Annotated in this window: 18 protein-coding genes and 1 pseudogene; 9 read left to right on the plus strand and 10 right to left on the minus strand. The window is 70.7% G+C overall.

Going from position 1 to position 24,123, the window contains the following annotated elements:
- Positions 1–150: 150 nt before the first annotated feature.
- The gene (locus IPT68_RS07330) at positions 151–1,203 is read left to right on the plus strand and encodes a RecB family exonuclease (protein ID WP_189699446.1); all 1,053 of its coding nucleotides are present in this window, start codon (positions 151–153) and stop codon (positions 1,201–1,203) included.
- A gap of 76 nt (positions 1,204–1,279) precedes the next feature.
- Positions 1,280–1,951, plus strand: coding sequence for a response regulator (locus IPT68_RS07335; protein WP_189699447.1), 672 nt, complete (start codon positions 1,280–1,282; stop codon positions 1,949–1,951).
- A gap of 82 nt (positions 1,952–2,033) precedes the next feature.
- Here the strand turns inward: IPT68_RS07335 and IPT68_RS07340 are convergent, their stop codons facing one another.
- The 4 genes from IPT68_RS07340 to metH form a co-directional block, all read right to left on the minus strand.
- Entirely contained in the window at positions 2,034–3,614 is a 1,581-nt protein-coding gene (locus tag IPT68_RS07340) for an ABC transporter substrate-binding protein (RefSeq protein ID WP_194074057.1), read from the minus strand.
- A 69-nt stretch (positions 3,615–3,683) separates the two neighbouring features.
- Entirely contained in the window at positions 3,684–5,285 is a 1,602-nt protein-coding gene (locus IPT68_RS07345; RefSeq protein ID WP_189699449.1) for an ABC transporter substrate-binding protein, read from the minus strand.
- A gap of 430 nt (positions 5,286–5,715) precedes the next feature.
- Positions 5,716–6,408: an HAD family hydrolase gene (locus IPT68_RS07350; protein ID WP_189699450.1), complete on the minus strand. Its 693-nt coding sequence runs from the start codon at positions 6,406–6,408 to the stop codon at positions 5,716–5,718.
- 129 nt (positions 6,409–6,537) lie between these two features.
- Complete coding sequence (gene metH, locus IPT68_RS07355) at positions 6,538–10,050, minus strand: methionine synthase (protein ID WP_189699451.1); 3,513 nt, start codon at positions 10,048–10,050, stop codon at positions 6,538–6,540.
- 325 nt (positions 10,051–10,375) lie between these two features.
- Between metH and IPT68_RS07360 the strand changes: the two genes are divergently transcribed.
- The 6 genes and pseudogenes from IPT68_RS07360 to IPT68_RS07385 all read left to right on the plus strand — a co-directional run bounded on the left by IPT68_RS07360 (position 10,376) and on the right by IPT68_RS07385 (position 17,345).
- Entirely contained in the window at positions 10,376–11,140 is a 765-nt protein-coding gene (locus tag IPT68_RS07360; RefSeq protein WP_189699452.1) for an IclR family transcriptional regulator, read from the plus strand.
- 340 nt (positions 11,141–11,480) lie between these two features.
- Positions 11,481–12,269: an MIP/aquaporin family protein gene (locus tag IPT68_RS07365; RefSeq protein ID WP_189699453.1), complete on the plus strand. Its 789-nt coding sequence runs from the start codon at positions 11,481–11,483 to the stop codon at positions 12,267–12,269.
- An 81-nt stretch (positions 12,270–12,350) separates the two neighbouring features.
- Positions 12,351–13,892 (plus strand): glycerol kinase GlpK, encoded by a 1,542-nt coding sequence (gene glpK, locus IPT68_RS07370; RefSeq protein WP_189699454.1) that lies wholly within the window; start codon positions 12,351–12,353, stop codon positions 13,890–13,892.
- A 50-nt stretch (positions 13,893–13,942) separates the two neighbouring features.
- Positions 13,943–15,559, plus strand: coding sequence for a glycerol-3-phosphate dehydrogenase/oxidase (locus IPT68_RS07375; protein WP_189699455.1), 1,617 nt, complete (start codon positions 13,943–13,945; stop codon positions 15,557–15,559).
- Positions 15,560–15,629: 70 nt separating this feature from the next.
- Positions 15,630–16,209 (plus strand): annotated as a pseudogene (locus tag IPT68_RS07380) (FadR/GntR family transcriptional regulator).
- 167 nt (positions 16,210–16,376) lie between these two features.
- A complete protein-coding gene (locus IPT68_RS07385; protein ID WP_189699456.1) occupies positions 16,377–17,345 on the plus strand; it encodes a PAC2 family protein in 969 nt (322 codons plus the stop codon).
- A gap of 67 nt (positions 17,346–17,412) precedes the next feature.
- Here IPT68_RS07385 and mshC read toward each other — a convergent pair whose 3' ends face one another.
- From mshC to IPT68_RS07405, 4 genes are all read right to left on the minus strand, one after another.
- Complete coding sequence (mshC, locus tag IPT68_RS07390; protein ID WP_189699457.1) at positions 17,413–18,642, minus strand: cysteine--1-D-myo-inosityl 2-amino-2-deoxy-alpha-D-glucopyranoside ligase; 1,230 nt, start codon at positions 18,640–18,642, stop codon at positions 17,413–17,415.
- A 116-nt stretch (positions 18,643–18,758) separates the two neighbouring features.
- Positions 18,759–19,577, minus strand: coding sequence for an SCO1664 family protein (locus IPT68_RS07395; RefSeq protein ID WP_189699458.1), 819 nt, complete (start codon positions 19,575–19,577; stop codon positions 18,759–18,761).
- Positions 19,541–20,131 (minus strand): DUF3090 domain-containing protein, encoded by a 591-nt coding sequence (locus IPT68_RS07400; protein WP_189699459.1) that lies wholly within the window; start codon positions 20,129–20,131, stop codon positions 19,541–19,543. Before IPT68_RS07400 ends, IPT68_RS07395 begins: the two co-directional genes overlap by 37 nt.
- A gap of 122 nt (positions 20,132–20,253) precedes the next feature.
- Positions 20,254–20,940, minus strand: a complete 687-nt coding sequence (locus IPT68_RS07405) for a histidine phosphatase family protein (RefSeq protein ID WP_189699460.1) — start codon at positions 20,938–20,940, stop codon at positions 20,254–20,256.
- A gap of 63 nt (positions 20,941–21,003) precedes the next feature.
- Here IPT68_RS07405 and corA point away from each other — a divergent pair, with 63 nt between their 5' ends.
- Positions 21,004–21,999 (plus strand): magnesium/cobalt transporter CorA, encoded by a 996-nt coding sequence (gene corA, locus IPT68_RS07410; protein WP_189699461.1) that lies wholly within the window; start codon positions 21,004–21,006, stop codon positions 21,997–21,999.
- 12 nt (positions 22,000–22,011) lie between these two features.
- Here the strand turns inward: corA and IPT68_RS07415 are convergent, their stop codons facing one another.
- On the minus strand, positions 22,012–22,797 hold the full coding sequence (locus tag IPT68_RS07415) for a ferritin family protein (protein WP_189699462.1): 786 nt from the start codon (positions 22,795–22,797) through the stop codon (positions 22,012–22,014).
- A 227-nt stretch (positions 22,798–23,024) separates the two neighbouring features.
- Positions 23,025–24,080 carry an LLM class F420-dependent oxidoreductase gene (locus IPT68_RS07420; protein ID WP_189699463.1) on the minus strand — a complete coding sequence of 352 codons (1,056 nt, stop codon included), beginning with the start codon at positions 24,078–24,080 and terminating at the stop codon, positions 23,025–23,027.
- Between the last annotated feature and the right edge of the window lie 43 nt (positions 24,081–24,123).

Raw genomic sequence — 24,123 nt, forward strand, 5'->3', positions numbered from 1 at the left:
CCGCGCCTGCCGGGCGGAAGGGTCTCGGGTCGATGGTATGCGTCCGTCGGGACGCGTTCCGCCCCGGCACCCCCTCTGTTTCCCCCGACTTCGCACCTGTCACCACGGCGGCTGGGTCACTGTCAGTGGCGGGCCGTATGGTCTGTGGACATGGACACCAGCACCGAGGGCGCGGCCCGGCCCGACAGCGGCGGCGGGGCCGAGGCGGCGGATCCGGCCGTCATGGCCGAGCCTACGACGGAGACCGCGATGGCGGTGGTGACGGCCGCGGCCGAGGCCGCCGCGACCACCACGGTCGCCGAGCCCGTCGTCATAGCGCCCACCTCGCTCTCCCCCTCGCGTGCCGGCGACTTCATGCAGTGCCCCCTGCTGTACCGGTTCCGGGTGATCGACCGGCTGCCCGAGAAGCCCAGCGCGGCTGCGACCCGCGGCACCCTGGTGCACTCGGTCCTGGAGCGCCTCTTCGACGCGCCCGCCGCGGAGCGCACCCCGCCGCGCGCCAAGTCGCTGATCCCCGGCCAGTGGCAGCGCCTGCGCGAGGCCAGGCCGGAGGTCGAGGAGCTGTTCGCCGACGACCCGGAGGGCGAGCGGCTGGCGGGCTGGCTGACGGAGGCCGAGCAGCTCGTCGAGCGCTGGTTCACGCTGGAGGACCCCAGCCGCCTTGAACCGGCCGAGCGCGAGCTGTTCGTCGAGGCCGAGCTGGACTCGGGGCTGCGGCTGCGCGGGATCATCGACCGGGTCGATGTGGCGCCGACCGGGGAGGTGCGGATCGTCGACTACAAGACGGGCAAGGCACCCCGGCCCGAGTACGCCGAGGGCGCCCTGTTCCAGATGAAGTTCTACGCGCTGGTCGTCTGGCGGCTGAAGAAGGTCGTCCCGCGCCGGCTCCAGCTCGTCTATCTCGGCAGCGGTGACGTGCTGACGTACGACCCGGTCCTCGCCGACCTGGAGCGGGTGGAGCGCAAGCTGCTGGCGCTGTGGGAGGCGATCCGGCAGGCGACCGAGACGGGCGACTGGCGGCCCCGGCCGACCAAGCTGTGCGGCTGGTGCGACCACCGGGCGCACTGCCCGGAGTTCGGCGGCACTCCCCCGGCGTATCCGCTGCCGGTGCGCCGGAGCGCCGGCACCGGGGACGCCCGGGCCGCGTCCGAGAGGGCGCCCGAATCATCCGCGGCCGAGCAGGGCAGAATGGGGCCGGACTAGGGCCTGTCGCGCGGATCACGCCGCAGACGCGGGGCCTGGCACGCGCACCTGCCGAGGCGAGGCGAAGGAGACTCACGTGGCCATCCGCGTCCTACTGGTCGACGACCAGCCGCTGCTGCGTACGGGCTTCCGCATGATCCTGGAGGCCGAGCAGGACATCGCGGTCGTCGGGGAGGCCGGGGACGGCCTGCAGGCACTCGACCAGGTGCGGGCCCTGCAGCCCGACGTGGTGCTGATGGACATCCGCATGCCGCGGATGGACGGCGTGGAGGCGACCCGGCAGATCACCGGCCCCGGCCGGGACGGCCCGGCGAAGGTCCTGGTGCTGACCACCTTCGACCTGGACGAGTACGTGGTGGAGGCGCTCAGGGCCGGCGCCAGCGGCTTCCTGCTGAAGGACGCGCCCGCCAACGAGCTGGTCCAGGCGATCCGCGTGGTCGCGGCCGGCGAGGCGATGCTCGCGCCGAGCATCACGCGCCGCCTGCTCGACAAGTACGCCACGCATCTGCCGTCCGGCGAGGAGCCGGTGCCCGACACCCTGGGCACGCTCACCGAGCGGGAGGTCGAGGTGCTGAAGCTGGTCGCGCGGGGCCTGTCCAACGCGGAGATCGCCGCGGACCTGTTCGTCAGCGAGACCACCGTCAAGACGCACGTGGGGCACGTCCTCACCAAGCTGGGGCTGCGCGACCGGGTGCAGGCCGCGGTCTACGCCTACGAGAGCGGCCTGGTGCGCCCCGGCGCGCAGTGACCGCACAAGAACGAGTGCCACGACGCCGAGGGCGCCCGCTTCCTCTGGGAAGCGGGCGCCCTCGGCGCTGACGTGCCGGGCCTCAGCCCTTGTTGATCTCCCAGAAGCGGAAGACGGTCGAGGCGTCGAGGCAGTACTCCAGGCCGTAGACCTCCTCGCGGACGACCGCGTACTGCTTGGCCTGCCACACCGGCAGCACGGGGAGTTCCTCGGCGACGATGTCCTGCAGCTCGCCGTACTCGTCGTCGGTGGCGGCGCGGTCGCTCTGCGCGGCCGTGCGCGGGATGAGCGTGCCGGTGATCGTGTCGTTGCTGTAGTTGTTCGCCAGCACGTTGCCCTCGCCGAAGAACGGGGCGGTGAAGTTGTCGGCGTCCGGGTAGTCGGGCACCCAGCCCTTGACATAGACGCCGTACTTGCCGTTGGCGATGTCCTTCTCGTACTGGTCGAAGGCGACGGACTTCACGTCGGCGGCGAACAGGCCGCTGGCGTTCAGCTGGGCCGCTATGGCCTGCAACTCCTCGTCGGTGGCGGGGCCGTAGCGGGACGGGGTGGACCACAGGGTGAGCTTCACCTTGTCGGTGATGCCGTCGGCGCGCAGCGCGGCCTCCGCCTTGGCCTTGGAGGGGCGGTCGCCGTAGGTGTCGAAGAAGGCGGTGTTGTGGCCCCCGATACCGGCCGGGATGATCGAGTACAGCGGGGTGGCGGTGCCCTGGTAGACATCCTGGATGAGGGCGTCGCGGTCGATCAGGTGGGCGATGGCCTGGCGGACGCCGAGCTGTCCGGCGACCGGGTCGTCCATGTTGAAGACCAGGTGCTGCACCTCGGCGCTGCTGCCCTCGATGAGCTTGACGCCCGAGTCGGAGGCGGCGTTCTCGACGTCGGCGATGTCGGTCGCGCTCAGGCCTCGGTAGGCGATGTCGACCTCCTCGGCGAGCAGCGCCTTCTTCAGCGCGCCGCGGTCGCCGTGGAAGAACTTCAGGGTGACGCCGGCGTTCTGCACCTCGGCGGTGCCCTGGTAGTTCTCGTTGACCGAGAAGACGGCCTCGTTCTCGGTGAACGAGTCGAGCTTGTACGGGCCGGAGCCGACGGCCTTGCCGTCCGTGCGGAGCTTGTCGGCGTCGTACTCGCGGTGGTTGACGATGGAGCCGGCGCCGGAGGCGATCTTGCTGGGGAAGGTGGCGTCGGCGAACTTCAGGTTGAACACGACGGTCTTGTCGTCCGGCGTCTCGACGGTGTCGAGCATCGGGAACATGATGGCCGGGCCGGCCTCGTCGTCGACCTTCAGCATGCGGTCGAAGGAGTACTTGACGTCCTTGGAGGTGAGCGGGTCACCGTTGCTGAACTTCAGCCCGTCCTTCAGGGTGCACTTGTAGACCTTTGCGGAGGCGTCCGTGAAGGTGCAGCCCTGGGCCAGCTCCGGCTGCGGCTCGGTGCCGCCCTTGGGGAAGCTGAGCAGGGACTGGAAGACGTTGTTGAACAACAGCCAGGAGCCGGGGTCGTAACCGGACGCCGGGTCGGTGGCGAGGACGTCGTCGGACATCCCCACGACCACGGTGGAGCCGTTCTCCCCGGTGTTACCGGATTCGGAACCGCATCCGGTCAGCAGGCCGGAGGCCAGACCGGCCACGATCGGCAGGACCGGCCACTGGTTGCGCATGTTCACGTGCGTGCCTTACGTCGTTCTCGAAGTTCCCGGGGCCGCGTCCAGGTCCCGGGCGCGTGCTGGGAGGTGTCAGCCGCTCACACCGCGGCCGAGCTCCCACAGCTGAAGGGTGGAGGAGGAGTTCAGCGCGTAGGCGACACCGGTGATGTCGTCGTGCGCGGCCACGTACTGCTTGCCCTGCCACAGTGGCAGCACGGGCACGTCCTCGGCCACGATGTCCTGAATCTGGTTCAGGCTGTCGGAGGCGGCGAGACGGTCGGCCTCGCGTCGGGACTCCGGGATGAGGGTGTTGCGGATCTCGCTGTTGGCGTACGGCGACTTGAGGAAGTTGTCCTTGTCCAGGAACGGGGCGACGAAGCTGTCGGCGTCCGGGAAGTCGGGGAACCAGCCCATCCCGAAGACGTCGTACGCGCCGCTCCGTTCGGCCGGGACGAACGTGTCCCAGGGCGCGCCCTCGACACCGACGTCGAACAGGCCGCTGCCGTTGAGCTGCTCGCGCAGCTGCTCGAACTCCTTCTTGGTGGCGGCGCCGTAGTGGTCGGTCGTGTAGTGCAGGGTGAGCTTCACCGGGGTGGTCACGCCGGCGTCCTCGAGCAGGGCCTTGGCCTTGGCGACGCTGGGGTCGCCGTACTTGTTGAAGAACGCGTTGGAGTGGCCGGTGATGGAGGCCGGGACCAGCGAGTACAGGGGTTCCGCCTGGGAGCCGTAGACCGCGGAGACGAGTTCGTCGCGGTTGACGAGCTGCGCCATGGCCTGGCGTACGGCCTTGCTCCTCACCGTCGGGGCGTCGGTGTTGAAGGCCAGGTAGCGGATCTCCAGGCCGGGCATCTCGACCAGGTCGACATCGCCGTCGGCGGCGGCCAGGTCGTTGATCTGCTCCGGCGTCATGGTGCGGCTCATCACGTCGATGTCGCCCTTGTCGAGGGCGTCGCCCATGGCGTCGGCGTCCTCGTACGACACCATGTCGATCTTCTCGTTGTTCACCTTCAGCGCCCCCTGGTAGTGAGGGTTCCTGGTGAACACGGCCTTGACGAGCTCGCCGTCCTTCTCCTCCGCCTGCAGGGTGTACGGGCCGGAGCCGTCCACCTGGAAGCCGTCGCGCAGCTTGTTCTTCTTGTAGTTGTCGGGGTTCACGATGCCCGCGACCGGGGTCGACAGCTTGTACGGGAAGGTGGCGTCGGCGGTCTTGAGGTGGAAGATGACTTCGTTGTCGCCCTTGGTCTCCACGGTGTCGACGGTGGACAGCAGGGCGAAGACACCGCTGTCCGCCTGGATGGCGAGGGCCCGGTCGACGGAGAACTTCACGTCGGCCGCGGTGATGGGGTCGCCGTTGGAGAACTTCAGGTCCGGGCGCAGCTTGCAGGCGTAGCGCTCGTTGCCGGAGTCGGTGAAGCCGCAGCTCTCGGCGGCCTCGGGGACCGGGTCGCCCTCGCCGCGGGGCTGGACCATCAGGGTCTGCACGGTCTGGCGGAGCACGTTCCAGGAGCCGACGTCGTAGGCGTACGCAGGGTCGAGGGGCGCCGGGGCGTCCTTGGTCGCCACGAAGCGGTCCGTGGTGCCGACGACGATCGCGTCCCCGCCGTCACCGCTGCCGTCCGACCCGCCGCAGGCTGCGAGCGCGGGCGCCAGCAGACCGACCACGGCAGGCAGCACCAAGGTCTTACGGTTCATGCTCGGTTTTCTCCACAGCTGTCAGGTCCGTGTAACCGGCATACAGGGGTGTCGCGGGCCGATCACGGGGGTGGGGGCGAGGTTCTCGCAATGAGATTAGTGCGCGCCCGTGACGGGGCTCGCGGCCACCGGAGTTGAGCGTCCATCACGCTGCGAAACCGGGCGCGGACGCACCGAAAACCCGACAGGGGAAGGATTCGTGCAGCGTCCCATGAATCGGGACACAAAGGCGGGGCCAGCGCCCCGTCATGGGGTCGATCAGCACAACTGCGCCACGCTGTCGACCCCTTCCGGCGTGGGGAACGTCACACAGGTAACTAGGTGTGGGCGTACCGGAATTCGGCCACCCGCACGATGCGAATTCTTCCCCGATTGAATTGTTGTCCGCCCGCCGCCGCACGGTGGGTGAACGCCTCGCGCATTTGTGTCATCAGTTCAGCAGACTGCGCAGAAATGCCAGGTCGACCTCTTCGAGCGAGCGCACCACGGTGCGCCGGGCGGCCGGGGCGATCGGGGCCACCGAGGGGACGGCCACCACGTGGCAGCCCGCCGCCTCGGCCGCGGCCACGCCGGTGGCGGTGTCCTCGACGACCGCGCATCTGGCCGGATCCGCGCCGAGTCCGGCGGCGGCGAACAGGTAGGGGTCCGGGTGCGGCTTGGTCCGGGCGACCTCGTCGCCGGCCACGGTCAGGGCGAAGTGCTGCGGCCCGAGGGTGCCGAGGACGCGGTCGATGATGCGCCGGTGGGAGGCCGAGACCAGCGCCGTCGGGATCTCGTGCGTGGCGAGCTCGGCCAGCAGCCGGGCGGCTCCCGGCATCATCGGCAGCGTCCGGTCGATCCGGTCCTCGAACCCCTGGTTGAGCAGCACGGTCAGCTCGGCGAGGGTGATGTCGGCACCGGTGGCCTCGATCAGGAATCCCGCGCTGCGGCTCATCGGGCCGCCCACCACGACATGGCGCCACGCGTCGTCGAGGGTGTGGCCGAGGCCGGCGAAGACCTCGCACTCCACGTCCCACCAGAACCCCTCGGTGTCCACCAGGGTGCCGTCCATGTCGAGGAGCACGGCCTGCAGGGCGGAGCCTTCGGCCGTACGGGTGCCGATTGCGGGAACCGTCGTCGTCATCCGGCGTACCTCCTGGAGGGACGAGCAGGCCGGTTCCCGGGTCGGGAACCGGCCTTCAGTGGACCGACCAGTGTACGACTATTCCGATCAGCGTGCGGTGAGACAGATCACGGTGAGTCGCGACGGACGTCACCGTGCGTTGAAGTACTTCGCCTCCGGGTGGTGGATGACGATGGCGTCGGTGGACTGCTCGGGGTGCAGCTGGAACTCCTCGGACAGCCGCACGCCGATCCGCTCCGGCTCCAGGAGGTCGGCGATCTTGGCCCGGTCCGCAAGGTCGGGGCAGGCTCCGTAGCCGAGCGAGAAGCGGGCGCCGCGGTACTTCAGCGCGAACATGTCCTCGATGTCGCCCGGGTCCTCCCCGGCGAAGCCGAGTTCGCCGCGCACGCGCGCGTGCCAGTACTCGGCGAGCGCCTCGGCCAACTGCACGGACAGACCGTGCAGTTCCAGGTAGTCGCGGTAGGAGTCGGACGCGAACAGCCGGGCGGTCTCCTCGCCGATCCGCGAGCCGACGGTGACGACCTGGAGACCGACGACGTCCGTCTCCCCGGACTCCTCCGGGCGGAAGAAGTCCGCGAGGCACAGCCGACGACCGCGGCGCTGGCGGGGGAAGGTGAAGCGGGTGCGCTCGTTGCCCGCCTCGTCGAGGATGATCAGGTCGTCGTCCTTGGAGACGCACGGGAAGTAGCCGTAGACCACGGCCGCCTCCAGCAGGTTCTCCGTCTGGAGCCGGTCCAGCAGTCCGCGCAGCCGCGGCCTGCCCTCGGTCTCGACCAGTTCCTCGTACGAGGGGCCCTCACCGGTGCGGGCCTGCTTCAGACCCCACTGGCCCTTGAACAGCGCGCCCTCGTCCAGCCAGGACGCGTACTCCTTGAGCTGGATGCCCTTGACGACCCGGGTGCCCCAGAACGGCGGCTCGGGGATCGGGTTGTCGGTGGCCACGTCGGAGCGGACGTGCCCCTCCTCCGGGCGCTCCTCCACCTCGACGGCGGCCGCCCGCACCCGGCGCTGCCTCAGCTCCGGCAGCTTCGCCCCCGGCACGCCCCGCTTGACGCCGATCAGCGCGTCCATCAGGCGCAGGCCCTCGAAGGCGTCGCGGGCGTAGCGGACCTCGCCCTCGTAGATCTCGTGCAGGTCCTGCTCGACGTACGCCCTGGTGAGCGCGGCGCCGCCGAGGATGACCGGGTAGCCGGCGGCCAGGCCCCGGGCGTTGAGCTCCTCCAGGTTCTCCTTCATGATCACCGTGGACTTCACCAGCAGGCCGGACATGCCGATGACGTCGGCCCGGTGCTCCTCGGCGGCTTCCAGGATCGCGGAGACCGGCTGCTTGATGCCCAGGTTGACGACGTTGTAGCCGTTGTTGGACAGGATGATGTCGACGAGGTTCTTGCCGATGTCGTGCACGTCGCCGCGCACGGTGGCCAGCACGATCGTGCCCTTGCCCTCGTCGTCCGTCTTCTCCATGTGCGGCTCGAGGTAGGCCACCGCGGCCTTCATCACCTCGGCGGACTGGAGCACGAACGGCAGCTGCATCTGGCCCGAACCGAACAGCTCGCCGACGACCTTCATGCCCTCCAGGAGGGTGTCGTTGACGATGTCCAGGGCGGGACGGTCCTGGAGGGCCTCGTCGAGGTCCTGCTCCAGGCCGTTGCGCTCGCCGTCGATGATGCGCCGCTGCAGACGCTCCTCCAGCGGCAGCGCGGCGAGCTCCTCGGCCTTGCCGGCCTTCAGCGACTTGGCCGTGGCGCCCTCGAACAGCGCCATCAGCTTCTGCAGCGGGTCGTAGCCCTCGCTGCGGCGGTCGTGGATCAGGTCGAGGGCGGTGTTCACCTGCTCCTCGTCGAAGCGGGCGATCGGCAGGATCTTGGACGCGTGCACGATCGCCGAGTCCAGGCCCGCCTTGACGCACTCGTCGAGGAAGACGGAGTTGAGCAGGATGCGGGCGGCCGGGTTGAGGCCGAAGGAGATGTTCGACAGGCCCAGCGTGGTCTGCACGGCCGGGTGACGGCGCTTGAGCTCGCGGATCGCCTCGATGGTGGCGATGCCGTCCCGGCGGGACTCCTCCTGGCCGGTGCAGATCGTGAAGGTGAGGCAGTCGATGAGGATGTCCTCCTCGCGGATGCCCCAGTTGCCGGTCAGGTCGTCGATGATCCGTTCGGCGATCTCGACCTTCTTCTCCGCCGTGCGGGCCTGGCCCTCCTCGTCGATCGTCAGCGCGATCAGCGCGGCGCCGTGCTCCTGCGCCAGCCTGGTGACCTTGGCGAAGCGGGACCCGGGTCCGTCGCCGTCCTCGTAGTTGACCGAGTTGATCACCGCGCGGCCGCCGAGCTTCTCCAGCCCGGCGCGGATCACGTCGACCTCGGTGGAGTCCAGCACGATCGGCAGCGTGGAGGCGGTGGCGAAGCGGCCGGCCAGTTCCTCCATGTCGGCGACGCCGTCCCGGCCGACGTAGTCCACGCACAGGTCGAGCAGGTGCGCGCCCTCGCGGATCTGCTCACGGGCCATCTCGACGCAGTCGTCCCAGCGGCCGGCCAGCATGGCCTCGCGGAACTTCTTCGATCCGTTGGCGTTGGTGCGCTCGCCGATGGCCAGGTACGAGGTGTCCTGGCGGAACGGCACCGACTGGTACAGGGAGGCGGCGCCCGGCTCCGGGCGCGGGTCGCGCTCGGCCGGGGCGAGGTCGCGGACCCGCTCGACGACCTGGCGCAGGTGCTCCGGCGTCGTACCGCAGCAGCCGCCGACCAGGGAGAGCCCGTAGTCGCGGACGAAGTTCTCCTGCGCGTCGGCCAGCTCCGGAGCGGTCAGCGGGTAGTGGGCGCCGGCCGCGGTCAGCACGGGCAGACCGGCGTTCGGCATGCACGACAGCGGGACGCGGGAGTGGCGGGTCAGGAAGCGCAGGTGCTCGCTCATCTCGGCCGGGCCGGTCGCGCAGTTCAGGCCGATCATGTCGATGCCGAGCGGCTCCAGCGCGGTCAGCGCGGCGCCGATCTCGGAGCCGAGAAGCATGGTGCCGGTGGTCTCGACGGTCACCGAGACGATCAGCGGTACGTCGTACCCGGCCGTCTCCATCGCCCGGCGGGCGGCGACGACCGAGGCCTTGGTCTGGAGCAGGTCCTGCGTGGTCTCCACGAGCAGGGCGTCGGCGCCGCCGGCGAGCAGGCCCTCCGCGTTCTGCTGGTAGGCGTCACGGATCGCGGCGAAGGTGGTGTGGCCGAGGGTGGGCAGCTTGGTGCCGGGGCCCATCGAGCCCAGCACCCAGCGCTGCTGCCCGGTGCGCCGCGCGTAGTCGTCGGCCGTCTCGCGCGCGATGCGGGCGCCGGCCTCGGACAGCTCGCCGATCCGGTGGGCGATGTCGTACTCGCCGAGGGCGGAGAGGTTGGCGCCGAAGGTGTTCGTCTCCACGCAGTCCACGCCCGCGTCGAAGTACGCGGCGTGCACGGAGCGGACGATGTCCGGGCGGGTGACGTTCAGTACCTCGTTGCAGCCCTCGAGGTTCTCGAAGTCCTCGAGCGTGGGGTCCTGCGCCTGGAGCATGGTGCCCATCGCTCCGTCGGCGACGACCACACGGGTGGCGAGCGCTGCACGGAGGGCGGACGCACGGGTCCGGCTGTCGGTGGAGGGGGACTGCGGCGACGAGGCCATGTAAGGGGCTCCCTGGGATGCGACGGCTGTCGGCTTTGCGCTTGCCCCGGACGCTCCCGCGGAACGTCCCGGAAGGGCGCACGCGGCCAGGGTAGCCGGGACCGGCGGCCTATGGTCAGGGGCGTCCACGAGACGGACCGGGACGGCGGCCGGGTGAGGCCCGGGGGGCGCGTCCGGGGACGCGGGACACGACAACTGCCGACGGCCCATTGGCGAGAGGTCGGCATGGACCGGTAGTGTTCGGCATTGCCGAACACTGGACATTGCCGTACGGCGGCAGCGACGTCGCAGCTCGACGGTCGAAGGAGACGGAGGCAGGACGGCGATGGCACGGAACATCCAGTCGCTCGAACGGGCGGCCGCGATGCTGCGTCTGCTCGCGGGGGGTGAGCGGCGGCTGGGCCTGTCGGACATCGCCTCGTCACTGGGCCTGGCCAAGGGCACCGCCCACGGCATCCTGCGCACCCTCCAGCAGGAGGGGTTCGTCGAGCAGGACGAGGCCTCGGGGCGCTACCAGCTGGGCGCCGAGCTGCTGCGCCTGGGCACGACCTACCTCGACGTGCACGAGCTGCGCGCGCGTGCCCTGGTCTGGACGGACGACCTGGCCCGGTCCAGCGGCGAGAGCGTCTACCTGGGCGTGCTGCACCAGCAGGGCGTGCTGATCGTGCACCACGTCTTCCGGCCCGACGACAGCCGGCAGGTGCTGGAGATCGGCGCGATGCAGCCGCTGCACTCCACGGCCCTGGGCAAGGTCCTGTCGGCCTACGACCCGGTCGCGCACAGCGAGGCCGCGGAGTCCGACCGCAAGGCGTTCACGGACCGCACGGTGTGCGACCTGACCGCCTTCGAGCACGTCCTGGACCTCACGCGCGCGCGGGGGTACGCCGCGGACGTCGAGGAGACCTGGGAGGGCGTCGCCTCCATCGCCGCGCCCATCCACGACCGGCGGCGCATGCCGGTCGGCGCGGTCGGCGTCACCGGGGCGGTGGAGCGGCTCTACCGGGACGGGGAGCTGCGGCCCGAGCTGATCGCGGCGGTCCGGGACTGCGCCCGCGCCGTGTCCCGCGATCTGGGCGCCGGACGGTTCTGACCGCCCACAGGGGCGCTGACCAGCACAGGAGTCATATCCGCACGAGACACCGGGACGCCGTACGGCATCCCGGTTCTCGGCCTACCCTGAAACGGGCATAAAAGACATAACGCGGCCTACACGGTCGATAGGTCCATAACTCAACACAACCAACCACCATCGCTCTTTCGACAAGAGACCTCTTGACTGCGCGTAACGCCGGGGCAAGACTCCCGTCCATCGGTCGGCATTGTCGAACACCTACCGGCAATACGCGTTAGAGTGTGACGACGCCAGAGGCCGACGGACCCCGGAAGGGACGCGGGGTTCATCCCCTGGACGAAGGACAAAGGAGTCGCGGGTGTCCAGCTCCGACATCTTCATCGGCGAGACCATCGGTACCGCCATACTCATCCTCCTCGGCGGAGGCGTTGTCGCCGCCGTGGTTCTCAAGGCCTCCAAAGCCCGTAACGCCGGCTGGGTCGCGATCACCTTCGGGTGGGGTTTCGCGGTACTCACCGCCGTCTACATCTCGGCGCCGCTGTCCGGCGCCCACCTCAACCCGGCCGTCACGCTCGGCATCGCGATCACCAGCGGTGACTGGGGCGACGTCGGCGTCTACTGGGCCGGGCAGCTGCTGGGCGCCATGATCGGTGCGGCCCTGGTCTGGCTCGCCTACTACGGCCAGTTCCACGCACACCTCACCGACAGAGAGATCGTGGGTGCCGCCGCCGACGCGCAGGCCAAGGCGGTCGAAGCGCGGGAGAAGGGCGCCGGCCCGGTGCTCGGCGTCTTCTCCACCGGACCGGAGATCCGCAACGCGGCGATGAACCTCGCCACGGAGATCATCGGCACGTTCGTGCTGGTCCTCGCCGTTGTCACGCAGGGTCTGAACAATGAGGGCAACGGCCTCGGCGCTGTCGGCGGTCTGATGGTCGCCCTCGTGGTGGTCGGCATCGGCCTCTCCCTCGGCGGTCCGACCGGCTACGCCATCAACCCGGCCCGTGACCTCGGTCCGCGCATCGTGCACGCCCTTCTGCCCCTGCCCAACAAGGGCGGTTCCGACTGGGGCTACGCCTGGATCCCGGTGGTCGGCCCGCTGATCGGCGCGGCAGCCGCTGCAGGCCTCTACAACGTCGCTTTTGCCTGAGAAGCGGGTACGTCCGCTCTCGCAGCCGCACGCATCACGCCGTAACCAGCCCCAGACCACACGGACCTCCAGGAGCACACAGTGACCGACGCCCACACCGCCGGCCCCTTCATCGCCGCCATCGACCAAGGCACCACCTCCAGCCGCTGCATCGTCTTCGACCGGGACGGCCGGATCGTCTCCGTCGACCAGAAGGAGCACGAGCAGATCTTCCCCAAGCCGGGCTGGGTCGAGCACAACGCGATCGAGATCTGGACCAACGTCCAGGAGGTCGTCGCCGGAGCCATCGAGAAGGCCGGGATCACCCGCGACGACATCAAGGCCATCGGCATCACCAACCAGCGCGAGACCACCGTGCTGTGGGACAAGAACACCGGTGAGCCCGTCCACAACGCCATCGTCTGGCAGGACACCCGCACCGACGCCCTCTGCCGCGAGCTCGGCCGCAACGTCGGCCAGGACCGCTTCCGCCGCGAGACGGGCCTCCCCCTCGCCTCCTACTTCGCCGGCCCCAAGGCCCGCTGGCTGCTCGACAACGTCGAGGGCCTGAAGGAGCGCGCCGAGGCGGGCGACATCCTCTTCGGCACCATGGACACCTGGGTCATCTGGAACCTGACCGGCGGTGTCAACGGCGGCCACCACGTCACCGACGTCACCAACGCCTCGCGCACCCTCCTCATGAACCTGCACACGATGCAGTGGGACGAGAAGATCGCCGAGTCCATCGGTGTCCCGCTGGCGATGCTGCCCGAGATCCGCTCCTCCTCCGAGGTCTACGGCGAGATCACCGGGGGCAAGCTGGGCGACCTGCTCGGCGGGATCCCGGTCGCCTCGGCGCTGGGCGACCAGCAGGCGGCCCTGTTCGGCCAGACCTGCTTCTCCGAGGGCGAGACCAAGTCGACGTACGGCACCGGCACGTTCATGGTGATGAACACCGGCGACAAGATCATCAACTCCTACAGCGGGCTGCTGACCACCGTCGGCTACCAGATCGGCGGGCAGGCGCCGGTCTACGCCCTGGAGGGCTCGATCGCCATCACCGGTGCGCTGGTGCAGTGGATGCGCGACCAGATGGGCCTGATCTCCACCGCCGCCGAGATCGAAACCCTCGCGCTCACGGTCGAGGACAACGGCGGCGCCTACTTCGTACCGGCCTTCTCGGGCCTGTTCGCCCCGTACTGGCGTTCCGACGCCCGCGGTGTGATCGCCGGTCTGACCCGGTACGTCACCAAGGCGCACATGGCCCGCGCCGTGCTGGAGGCCACCGCCTGGCAGACGCGGGAGATCGCCGACGCCATGACCAAGGACTCCGGTGTCGAGCTCACCGCCCTGAAGGTCGACGGCGGCATGACCGCCAACAACCTGCTGATGCAGACCCTCTCGGACGTCCTGGACGCGCCCGTGGTGCGCCCGCTGGTCGCCGAGACCACCTGCCTCGGCGCCGCCTACGCCGCCGGTCTCGCCGTCGGCTTCTGGAACAGCACCGACGACCTGCGCGCCAACTGGCGGCGGGCCGCCGAGTGGACCCCCCGCATGGACGCGGCCGTCCGCGACCGTGAGTACAAGAACTGGCTCAAGGCCGTCGAGCGGACCATGGGCTGGCTCGACGACGACGACAGCTGATCCGACGAAGAGCTGACGCACAGTCGGCTGACGAGGAGTAAGAACCCGACATGACCAGCCAGTCCACCCTGCAGACCGTGCCTGCCCTGGGCACGCACCCGGCCTCCGGCTCGAACCCGAGCCGCGCCGAGACCCGGGAGCAGCTCTCCAAGGCGTCGTACGACCTTCTCGTGATCGGCGGCGGCATCCTGGGCATCTCCACCGCCTGGCACGCCGCGCAGTCCGGCCTCAGGGTGGCGCTGGTCGATGCCGGCGACTTCGCCGGCGCCACCTCCTCCGCCTCCTCCAAGCTGCTCCACGGCGGTCTGCGCTACCTGCAGACCGGTGCGGTGAAGCTGGTGGCGGAGAACCACTTCGAACGCCGTGCGGTCTCCCGCCAGGTGGCCCCCCACCTGGCGAACCCGCTCACCTTCTACCTCCCCGTGTACAAGGGGGGCCCGCACGGCGCCGCGAAGCTCGGCGCGGGCGTCTTCGCCTACTCGATGCTGTCCGCCTTCGGCGACGGCGTCGGCCACCTGCTCTCCCCCGCCAAGGCTCAGGCGGACGTGCCCGAGCTGCGCACCGAGAACCTCAAGGCCGTGGCCGTCTACGGCGACGACCAGATGAACGACGCCCGAATGGCGCTGATGACGGTCCGCGCGGCCGTCGAGTCGGGTGCGGTCGTCATGAACCACGCCCAGGTCACCGGCCTGCGCTTCACCCAGGGCCGGGTCACGGGCGCCGAGCTGAAGGACGTGCTGTCCGGCGCCGAGTTCGGCGTCAACGCCCGCCTCGTCCTGAACGCGACCGGCCCGTGGGTCGACCACCTGCGCCGTATGGAGGATCCGAATGCCGCCCCGTCCATCCGCCTGTCGAAGGGCGCGCATCTGGTCCTGAAGCGCACCTCCCCCTGGAAGGCCGCGCTGGCCACCCCGATCGACAAGTACCGCATCACCTTCGCCCTCCCCTGGGAGGACATGCTGCTGCTCGGCACGACCGACGAGGCCTACGAGGGCGACCCGGCCGACGTGGCGGTCAACGACCGGGACATAGCCCAGATCCTCGACGAGGCCGCGTTCTCCATCCGCGACCAGCAGCTCCACCGGGACCTGATCACGTACGCCTTCGCGGGTCTGCGCGTGCTGCCGGGCGGCCCCGGCGACACCGCCAAGGCCAAGCGCGAGACGGTCGTCACCGAGGGCCGGGCCGGGATGCTGTCCGTCGCGGGCGGCAAGTGGACGACCTTCCGCCACATCGGCCGCACGGTCATGAAGAAGCTGGAGTCGCTGCCGGGTCACCCGCTCGGCGAGGACTTCGAGCCGATCTCCGCGCTCCCGAAGAAGCTGCCGCTGCCGGGCGTCGCCAACCCGCGCGCGGTGGCCCATCGGCTGCTGATCGACGGCCCGGCGCCCGGCCCGCGCATGGCGGCGGACACCGCCAGGCACCTGGCCACGCACTACGGTTCGCTCGCCTTCGACATCGCCCGGATCGCCAACGAGAACCCCGAGCTCGGCCGGCGCGTCCACCCCGGCGCCCCGGAGATCTGGGCCCAGGTCGTCTGGGCCCGCGACCACGAGTGGGCCGAGACCGCGGACGACGTGCTGCGCCGCCGTACGACCCTGACGATCCGCGGCCTGGCCACGGACGACATCCGCGCCAGGGTCCAGGACCTGCTCGACAAGAAGTAGCGCCGGTACGGCGGAAGGGGGCGGCTCCACGCCGACGGAGCCGCCCCCTTCCGCTGCCCGCCCGTCCCTCCTGGTGGGCCCGCCCGAGGAGAGCGAACTCGCCGTCGGCCCGGGCCTGTCCCGCAACTCCCTGCGGGAGCGCCGTACGCGCGTTGTCGCTGATCAGCATTCTGGACGTACGCACCCGCAACTGCCGCTGCCGGCGCTGGGCTTCGTGATGGACCTCCACCGCGACGACACCGCGCTGAAGTTCCCGGCGGTGCACCGCATGCTGGAGCCGGCCGCCACCGCGATGGCGGCCGAGCACATCGGGGCCGAAGAACTGGACGCCCTCGCGGCCCAGTTGGACGCGCCGGGCGCGCGGCCCGCCCCCGGTCGAGGAGCTCGTCGTCCGCGACCTGGAGTTCCACCGGATCGTCGTGCGGGCGTCGGGCAACTCGGTGCTGTGTTCACTGCTCGACGGGCTGTCCGGGCCGACCACCCGGGCCCGGATCCGGCGCCGGCCGACCCAGCGGGACGCGGTCGGCCGCACCCTGCACGAGCACCGGGCGATCCTCGCCGCCCTGCGCGACCGGGACGCGGAGGGGGCCCGCTCCTGGGCCACGGCGCACATCGCGGGCGTGGAGCGGTGGCTGCGCGGTTCGCCGTGAGCAAGGGTGTGCGAACGCGGGACAGCTCGGACGAATCGCGGGGTGTCCCGGGGTGGCGAACGGGGCAGTGATCCGTTCACTCCCCCGTGCAAGGGGGCTGCGGGCGCCCCCGCCGCACGCCGTAAGGTTGGGACGTCAAGCGAGGGCACGTCGGAAGGAGGCACTGGGTGATCGAGCTCGAGGGGGTTCCCGAGCTGATCGACCCGGTCATGGTGGCCGCGTTCGAGGGCTGGAACGATGCCGGCGACGCCGCCTCCACCGCGGTCGCGCATCTCGAGAGGGAGTGGAAGGGCGAGGTGTTCGCGGCGCTCGACGCCGAGGACTACTACGACTTCCAGGTGAACCGGCCCACGGTGTGGATGGACGACGGCGTCCGCAAGATCACCTGGCCGACCACCCGCCTGTCGGTGGTCCGGGTCGGGGGCGAGAAGCCGCGAGACCTGGTGCTGGTCCGCGGCATCGAACCGTCGATGCGCTGGCGTTCGTTCTGCAACGAGCTGCTCGGCTTCGCGCACGAGCTGGGCGTGGAGCTGGTGGTGATCCTCGGCGCTCTGCTGGGCGACACCCCGCACACCCGTCCGGTACCGATCAGCGGGACCACGTCCGACCCGGACCTGGCCCAGCGGATGGACCTGGAGGAGACCAAGTACGAGGGCCCGACGGGCATCGTCGGCGTCCTCCAGGAGGCGTGCACGCACGCGGGCGTGCCGGCCGTGTCGCTGTGGGCGGCCGTACCGCACTACGTGTCGCAGCCGCCGAACCCGAAGGCGACGCTGGCCCTGCTCAACCGCCTGGAGGACCTGATCGACGTCCGCATCCCGCTGGGCGAGCTGCCCGAGGACGCGCGCGCCTGGCAGGTGGGGGTGGACCAGCTGGCCGCCGAGGACAGCGAGGTCGCGGAGTACGTGCAGACGCTGGAGGAGGCCCGGGACACCGCGGAGCTGCCGGAGGCGTCGGGCGAGGCGATCGCCCGCGAGTTCGAGCGGTACCTGCGGCGCCGGGACGGCGGCACCCCGCCGGGCGGACACGCCACGGCGGACGGCGGGGACAGCCCGCCGTACCTGCGGGACAACCCGGGCGGCCGGGCCCGGCCGCCGAAGCCGGGCAACGACGACGAGGACTCGTCCGAGGAGTGATCGCAACCCTGTGGGCCGCTCCCTCCGCAAGGAGGCAGCGGCCCACAGGCGTTGGGTGGGAGGAGCGCTAGAGCGCCACGCCCAGCAGCGCGTCCACCGCACGGGTCACGACGCCGGGAGCGCCCGTGTCCGTACCGCCCCGCTCCTGCTGGCGGTCCGCCCAGCGGTCCACCGCGGCGAGCGCGGCCGGGGCGTCCAGGTCGTCGGCGAGTGCCTCGCGGATCTCCTCGACCAGCGCGTCGGCGTCCGGTCCGTCGGGCCGGGAGACGGCGGAGCGCCAGCGGTCGAGCCGGGCCACGGCGTCCCGGAGCACCTGGTCGGTCCACTCCCAGTCCGCCCGGTAGTGGTGGGCGAGCAGGGCGAGCCTGATGGCGGCCGGGTCGACGCCCTCGCGGCGCAGCCGGGAGACGAAGACCAGGTTGCCCTTGGACTTGGACATCTTCTCGCCGTCGAGGGCGACCATGCCGGCGTGCACGTACGCCTGGGCCATGGGGAACTCGCCGGTCAGCACCTGGGCGTGCGAGGCGCCCATCTCGTGGTGCGGGAAGGCGAGGTCGGAGCCGCCGCCCTGGACGTCGAAGCCCATCCCGAGGTGGTCGAGGGCGATGGCGACGCACTCGATGTGCCAGCCGGGCCGGCCGCGGCCGAGCGAACCGCCGTCCCAGCTCGGCTCGCCCTCGCGGGCCGCCGTCCACAGCATCGGGTCGACGGGGTTCTTCTTGCCGGGGCGGTCCGGGTCGCCGCCCCGTTCGGCGGACAGCAGCCGCATCGCGGCGGCGTCCAGGTGCGACACCCCGCCGAAGTGGGGGTCGGACTCGACGGAGAAGTAGATGTCGCCGTCGAGTTCGTAGGCCGCGCCCAGGTCGCGCAGCCGCTCCACGAGCGGCACGATGCCGGGTATCGCCTCGACGGCGCCGATGTAGTGCCGCGGGGGCAGCATCCGCAGGGCGGTCATGTCCTCGCGGAACAGCGCGGTCTCCCGCTCGGCGAGGGCGACCCAGTCGATGCCGTCGCGGTCCGCCCGCTGCAGGAGGGGATCGTCGACGTCGGTGACGTTCTGGACGTAGTGGACCTGCCGCTTGGTGTCGAGCCACACGCGCTGCACGAGGTCGAACGCGTTGTAGGTCGCCGCGTGACCGATGTGGGTCGCGTCGTACGGGGTGATGCCGCAGACGTAGATACGGGCGACGGGACCGGGAGCGAGGGTGACGCGCCCACCGGTCGCTGTGTCGTGGATCCTCAGGTCGCGGCCCTTGCCAGGCAGGGCGGGGACCTCGGAAGCGGGCCAGGCATGCATGACATGAGCCTAACCGGACTGGAGTTCCGTATACGAACCGGACCAGGCCGGATGGCCGGTAAGGCACCCTTGTGCGATCGCCCGGGGTGTGGTCGCCGCACCGACGGCCCGCGCCGTCACACCGGGGGCCACGGAATGGCCGGCCACTCCCCGCTCGGCTCGGGATGCACGCCCGTGGCGAGCAGCACGTCCACCCGCGCGCGGGTGGCGTCGATCTCGGCGTCGGTGATCAGCGCGCCCAGCCGCTCGGCCAGGGCCCCGCCCGCCTTCAGCTCCCCGCGGAGCCGCTGGAGGACCTCCACGGCCTCCGCGGGGAGCGGTTCGCCGGCCCAGCCCCACAGGAGCGTGCGCAGCTTGTTCTCGACGTTGAAGGTGACGCCGTGGTCGATGCCGTAGAGCCGGCCTTCGCCGGTCGGCAGCAGGTGGCCGCCCTTGCGGTCGGCGTTGTTGATCACGGCGTCGAGCACGGCGAGCCGCCGCAGCCGCTCGTCGTCGGCATGGACCAGCAGCGCCGTCCTCCCGTCGCCGACCTCGGCGAAACCGATCGCCTTCCAGCCGGGCCCGGGTTCCTCGGCGTCGACCAGGGCGAGCAGCTCGGCGTCCGGCCGTGCCTCGATCCACAGCTGGCACATGCCCTCGCCGTACGGGCCGTCGCGCAGCACGGTGGTCGGGATCAGGCCCCAGCCGGTCGCCTCGGAGACGGCGTACGCGGCGACCTCGCGCTGGGCGAGGGTCCCGTCGGGGAAGTCCCACAGGGGCCGCTCCCCCGCGACGGGCTTGTAGACGCAGGTGGCCTCCTGGCCGTCGAGGGTGATCGTGCAGTACAGCGCCGCGTTGGAGGCCTCACGGATGCGTCCGCGCACGGCCAGCTCACCGGTGGTGAGCAGCTCCTCGGAGGTCATGCCCCGCGGCGGTATCCGTTCTGGCGCGGACATACGTGTCCTTCCGGGTCGAGCGGCAGACTGCACAGCGGGCAGGGCGGCCGGCCGGCGTTGACGACGTCGAGGGCGCGTTTGGCGAAGGCGCGGGCCTGTGCGCCGGTGAGCCGGACCCGCAGCATCGGGGGCCCGTTCTCCTCGTCCTGCAGGAGCCGCTCCTCGGCCTCGGCGAGGTCCTCCTCGGTGTCGGCGTCGAGTTCCACCAGCGCCTGCGCCTCGACGATCATGCGCTGTTCCTCGCCGTCCCAGGCGAGGGCCATGGTGCCGACCCGGAACTCCTCCTCGACGGGGGTCTCCAGGGGGGCGGTGTCGGAGATCTCGGCGGGTGCCACGGCCGGCACGGCGGCACTGCCGCCGCTGCGGCGAACCACCTCGTCGAGCAGCTCGTCCATGCGCTCGGCGAGCGCTGCGACCTGCGTCTTCTCCAGGGCCACGCTGGTCACCCGCTGGCCGGCGGTGGCCTGGAGGAAAAAGGTACGGCGCCCGGGCAGTCCGACCGTACCGGCCACGAAGCGGTCCGGGGGGTCGTAGAGGAACACCTGACGGGACACGTCCTGTCTCCATTGATCGTGGGGTCGACATCGGCTGCAGAACCGACCGGCCGCCGTGCGGACGCTCGGCTGCGGAAAAGTACGGCGTTACTGCGACCGCTTCACCCTACTGCGGCCGACGATCACGGTGCGCCCGCACCGCCTCCTACCGGTGCGTCCCCGCCGGGCGGCTCCGCGCGCGGCACCAGGGAGGCGAGGTCGCCGGTGTCCCCGAGGCGCACGAGGAACGGCCTGAGACGGGTGTAACGGATGGCGGTGATGGAACACGGTTCTACGGAGATCCGCTGGAAGAGGTCGAGATGAAGTCCGAGTGCGTCGGCGACGAGAGCCTTGATGATGTCCCCGTGGGAGCACATGAGGTACACGGCGTCGGCGCCGTGGTCGCGCTCCACGCGCGCGTTCCACTCCCGTACCGCCTCCGCCGCGCGGTGCTGCATCGTCCGCATCGACTCACCGCCCGGGAACCGGGCCGCCGTGGGGTGGGCCTGCACCACCTCCATCAGCGGCTCGTCCTTGAGGTCGGCGAGCTTGCGCCCGGACCAGTCGCCGTAGTCGCACTCCCCGATCCGGTCGTCGGTGTGCGCGCGCAGCTCGGGGCGGGCGTCGAGCAGTGGCCGGACGGTCTCCTGGCAGCGCTGCAGCGGGCTGGTGACGACCTCGGCGATGGGCAGCTCGGAGAGCCGCCCGGGCAGTGCGGCCGCCTGTGCGGCGCCGCGCTCGTCGAGGGCCACGCCGGGCGTCCAGCCGGCGAGCAGTCCCTCGGTGTTGGCGGTGGAGCGTCCGTGCCGGACGAGGATGAGGGTGGGCATGCGGCCCAGGGTAGGCGCAGCTCCGGAAAAGGAAGGTGTGGCGGTGAGAGGAGAACACGCTCTGTGATCGTCGACTGTGCCATCTACCGTGACGGACACCGGACGAAGGGCCCCGAGGACTTCTCGGACGCCCTGGCCGAGGCGCGCTCGGTCGGCGGGTTCGTGTGGATCGGGCTGCACGAGCCCGGCGAGAAGGAGTTCGAGCACGTCACCCAGGAGTTCGCGCTGCATCCGCTGGCCGTGGAGGACGCCCTGAAGGCGCACCAGCGGCCCAAGCTGGAGGTGTACGACGACTCGCTGTTCATGGTCCTGAAGCCGGTCGGGTACGAGCCGGAGAGCGACGTCGTCTCGACCGGCGAGGTCATGATCTTCCTCGGTGACTCGTTCGTGGTGACCGTCCGGCACGGCGTGGGCTTTCCACTGGCCGCCGTGCGCGAACGGCTGGAACGGGAGCCGGAGCTGCTCGGCAAGGGCCCCACCTCCGTGCTGTACGCGATCGCCGACGCCACCGTGGACCACTACCTGGACGTGGCGGGCGAGTTGCAGACCGACCTGGAGGAGCTGGAGGCGGAGGTCTTCTCGCCGGACCGTGGCGGCTCACGGCACTCCGCGTCCCGCGTCTACGGCTTCAAGCGGCAGATCATGGAGTTCCGCCGGGCCACCGGACCGCTGAGCATGCCGCTGACCCGGCTGGCGGGCATGGGCACGTACGGCGCCGCCGTGCCCTTCGTGAACGAGAAGGCGCGCCCGTTCTTCCGCGACGTCAACGACCACCTGACGCGGGTGAACGAGTTGGTGGAGGCCCTGGACCGGCTGGTGTCGGACGTCCTGTCGGCGCATCTGGCGCAGATGAGCGTCCGGCAGAACGACGACATGCGGAAGATCTCCGCGTGGGCGGCCATGGCCGCGGTACCGACGATGATCGCCGGGATCTACGGCATGAACTTCGACCACATGCCCGAGCTGCGCTGGGTGTGGGCCTATCCGGCGGTGGTCGCGCTCATGGCCGCCCTGGTGCTCCTGCTCTACCGGACCTTCAAAGGGCGAGGCTGGATGTGAGGGTCCCGCCGGTCAGGCGAACTCGGGGGCGGCGGCCGCGCTGCCGAGGGCGTCTCGGCGTTCGGGCATCCTCAGGGTGACCATGCGCCGCCAGCCGCCCAGCCGCTCGTACCCGTACACGGCGTGGATGCCGAACGCGAGCACCGCGGCCTTCGGGCGGGACCAGCCGAGGACGCGGCCCATGCGGGCCATGACCGCGAGGCTGACGTCGCGGTAGACGCGGATCTCGGCGAGGGCGGTCTCGCGCAGGGTGCGCCGGATGGAGTGCCCGTGTCCGGCGGAGGCGAGGCGCAGCAGTTCCTCGTGCGTGTACGCCAGGTGGTTGTCCTCGTCCTGGGAGATCATCCGGACCGCCCTGCCGATGTCCGGGTGGTCCGCGAAGTACTTCTTCAGCATCAGCATCTGTTCGGCGGCGCGCTGCTCGGTGACACGGCTGTGGGCGAGGTAGGTGATGATGTCCTGCACGGTGAGCGGCTGGTCCGCCTGGAGCTTCGCGTGGGGAAGCCCGATCCCCTGCTTCTCCAGCAGCATCGTGTAGTCGGTCTCCGGCGGGACCTCGACGGGTTCGAGGCCGCGCTTCTTCAGCAGCGCGTTGAAGATCCGCCCGTGCTTGTCCTCGTCCGCCCCGTGGCGGGTGATCTTCGGGGCGAGGTCGCGCTCGCTCGCGGGCACGAGCGCGGCGATACGGGCGTTCTCCCAGCCGCCCTGCGCCTCACCGCTGGCCGCGATGGAGCAGAACAGCCGGAACGAGCGGTCGTTGTCGAGGATCTCCTGGAACAGACTCTTGGCCGAAAGCATCTGAGATGCACCTCTCTGCAGGATTCCGCAAAGAACGAGTCAAATGCTCGCGCTGACCCACGGCAACCGTTCTGCCGGACAACTCCACCGAAAGGTGGACCGACGGGGGCGCGTCGGATGCGTAACCGCGCGCGGGTCGGCGCGTTGTTCCCGGTGACGGCCGTGGCGGGGAAGACCCCCGAGCCCCCACCACGGCCGTGGAGACCTCCTCGCCGGCGTACGACGCGTTACGCGAGCCCGGACCGCTCCAGTGCCTCGGCACCCGCCCGCAGCGAGGTGAGCCGCTCCTCCAGCGTGAAGCCGGCGGGCGCCAGCGACAACGTCGTGACCCCGGCCTGGGCGTAAGCCTTCATGCGGTCGGCGATGCGCTCCACGGAGCCGAGCAGCGTCGTCCGGTCGATCAGTTCGTGCGGTACGGCGGCCGCGGCTCCGTGCTTGTCGCCGGAGAGGTACTTCTCCTGGATCTCGGCGGCCTCCTTCTCGTAGCCCATGCGCCGGGCGAGCTGGTTGTAGAAGTTCTGCTTGGGGCTGCCCATGCCGCCGACGTACAGGGCGGTGTAGGGGCGGAAGGTGTCGGCGAGCGCGGTCACGTCCTTGTCGTCGCCGACGGCGAGGGGCAGGGTGGGGCAGACGTCGAAGCCGTCCATGGTCTTGCCGGCCTTCTCGCGGCCCGCGCGCAGGTGCCTGATCGTGGTGTCCTCCAGGTGGTCGGCGGACGGGAAGATCAGCAGGGCGCCCTCGGCGATCTCGCCGGTCTGTTCGAGGTTCTTGGGGCCGATCGCGGCGATGTACAGCGGGATGTGCTCGCGCTGCGGGTGCACGGTGAGCTTGATCGGCTTGCCGGGGCCGCCGGGCAGGGGAAGCGTCCAGTGCTCGCCGTCGTAGGTGAGGCGCTCGCGGGTCATGGCCCTGCGGACGATCTCGACGTACTCACGCGTGCGGGCCAGCGGCTTGTCGAACTTGACGCCGTACCAGCCCTCGGAGACCTGCGGGCCGGAGACTCCGAGGCCCAGGCGGAACCGGCCGCCGGACAGGGAGTCCAGGGTCGCGGCGGTCATCGCGGTCATCGCGGGCTGGCGCGCCGGGATCTGGAAGATGGCCGAGCCGACGTCGATGCGTTCCGTCTGGGCGGCGACCCAGCTGAGCACGGTGGCGGCGTCGGAGCCGTACGCCTCGGCGGCCCAGCAGACGGCGTACCCGAGGCGGTCGGCCTCCTGGGCGACGGCGAGGTTGTCCGCGTCCATTCCGGCGCCCCAGTAGCCGAGGTTGATCCCGAGCTGCATGGCCTTCCCCTTACTGATCAGTAACGTCGTTGTGGCGTCGACA

Source organism: Streptomyces chromofuscus, from assembly GCF_015160875.1.
GTDB classification, from domain to species: Bacteria; Actinomycetota; Actinomycetes; order Streptomycetales; family Streptomycetaceae; genus Streptomyces; species Streptomyces chromofuscus.

Coding starts and splice junctions, on each gene's coding strand:
- IPT68_RS07330 (WP_189699446.1), top strand. CDS start 151: ATGGACACCAGCACCGAGGGCGCGGCCCGGCCCGACAGCGGCGGCGGG.
- metH (WP_189699451.1), bottom strand. CDS start 10,050: ATGGCCTCGTCGCCGCAGTCCCCCTCCACCGACAGCCGGACCCGTGCG.
- IPT68_RS07395 (WP_189699458.1), bottom strand. CDS start 19,577: ATGTCCGCGCCAGAACGGATACCGCCGCGGGGCATGACCTCCGAGGAG.
- mshC (WP_189699457.1), bottom strand. CDS start 18,642: ATGCATGCCTGGCCCGCTTCCGAGGTCCCCGCCCTGCCTGGCAAGGGC.
- IPT68_RS07345 (WP_189699449.1), bottom strand. CDS start 5,285: ATGAACCGTAAGACCTTGGTGCTGCCTGCCGTGGTCGGTCTGCTGGCG.
- IPT68_RS07350 (WP_189699450.1), bottom strand. CDS start 6,408: ATGACGACGACGGTTCCCGCAATCGGCACCCGTACGGCCGAAGGCTCC.
- IPT68_RS07375 (WP_189699455.1), top strand. CDS start 13,943: ATGACCAGCCAGTCCACCCTGCAGACCGTGCCTGCCCTGGGCACGCAC.
- IPT68_RS07415 (WP_189699462.1), bottom strand. CDS start 22,797: ATGCTTTCGGCCAAGAGTCTGTTCCAGGAGATCCTCGACAACGACCGC.
- IPT68_RS07405 (WP_189699460.1), bottom strand. CDS start 20,940: ATGCCCACCCTCATCCTCGTCCGGCACGGACGCTCCACCGCCAACACC.
- IPT68_RS07360 (WP_189699452.1), top strand. CDS start 10,376: ATGGCACGGAACATCCAGTCGCTCGAACGGGCGGCCGCGATGCTGCGT.
- IPT68_RS07420 (WP_189699463.1), bottom strand. CDS start 24,080: ATGCAGCTCGGGATCAACCTCGGCTACTGGGGCGCCGGAATGGACGCG.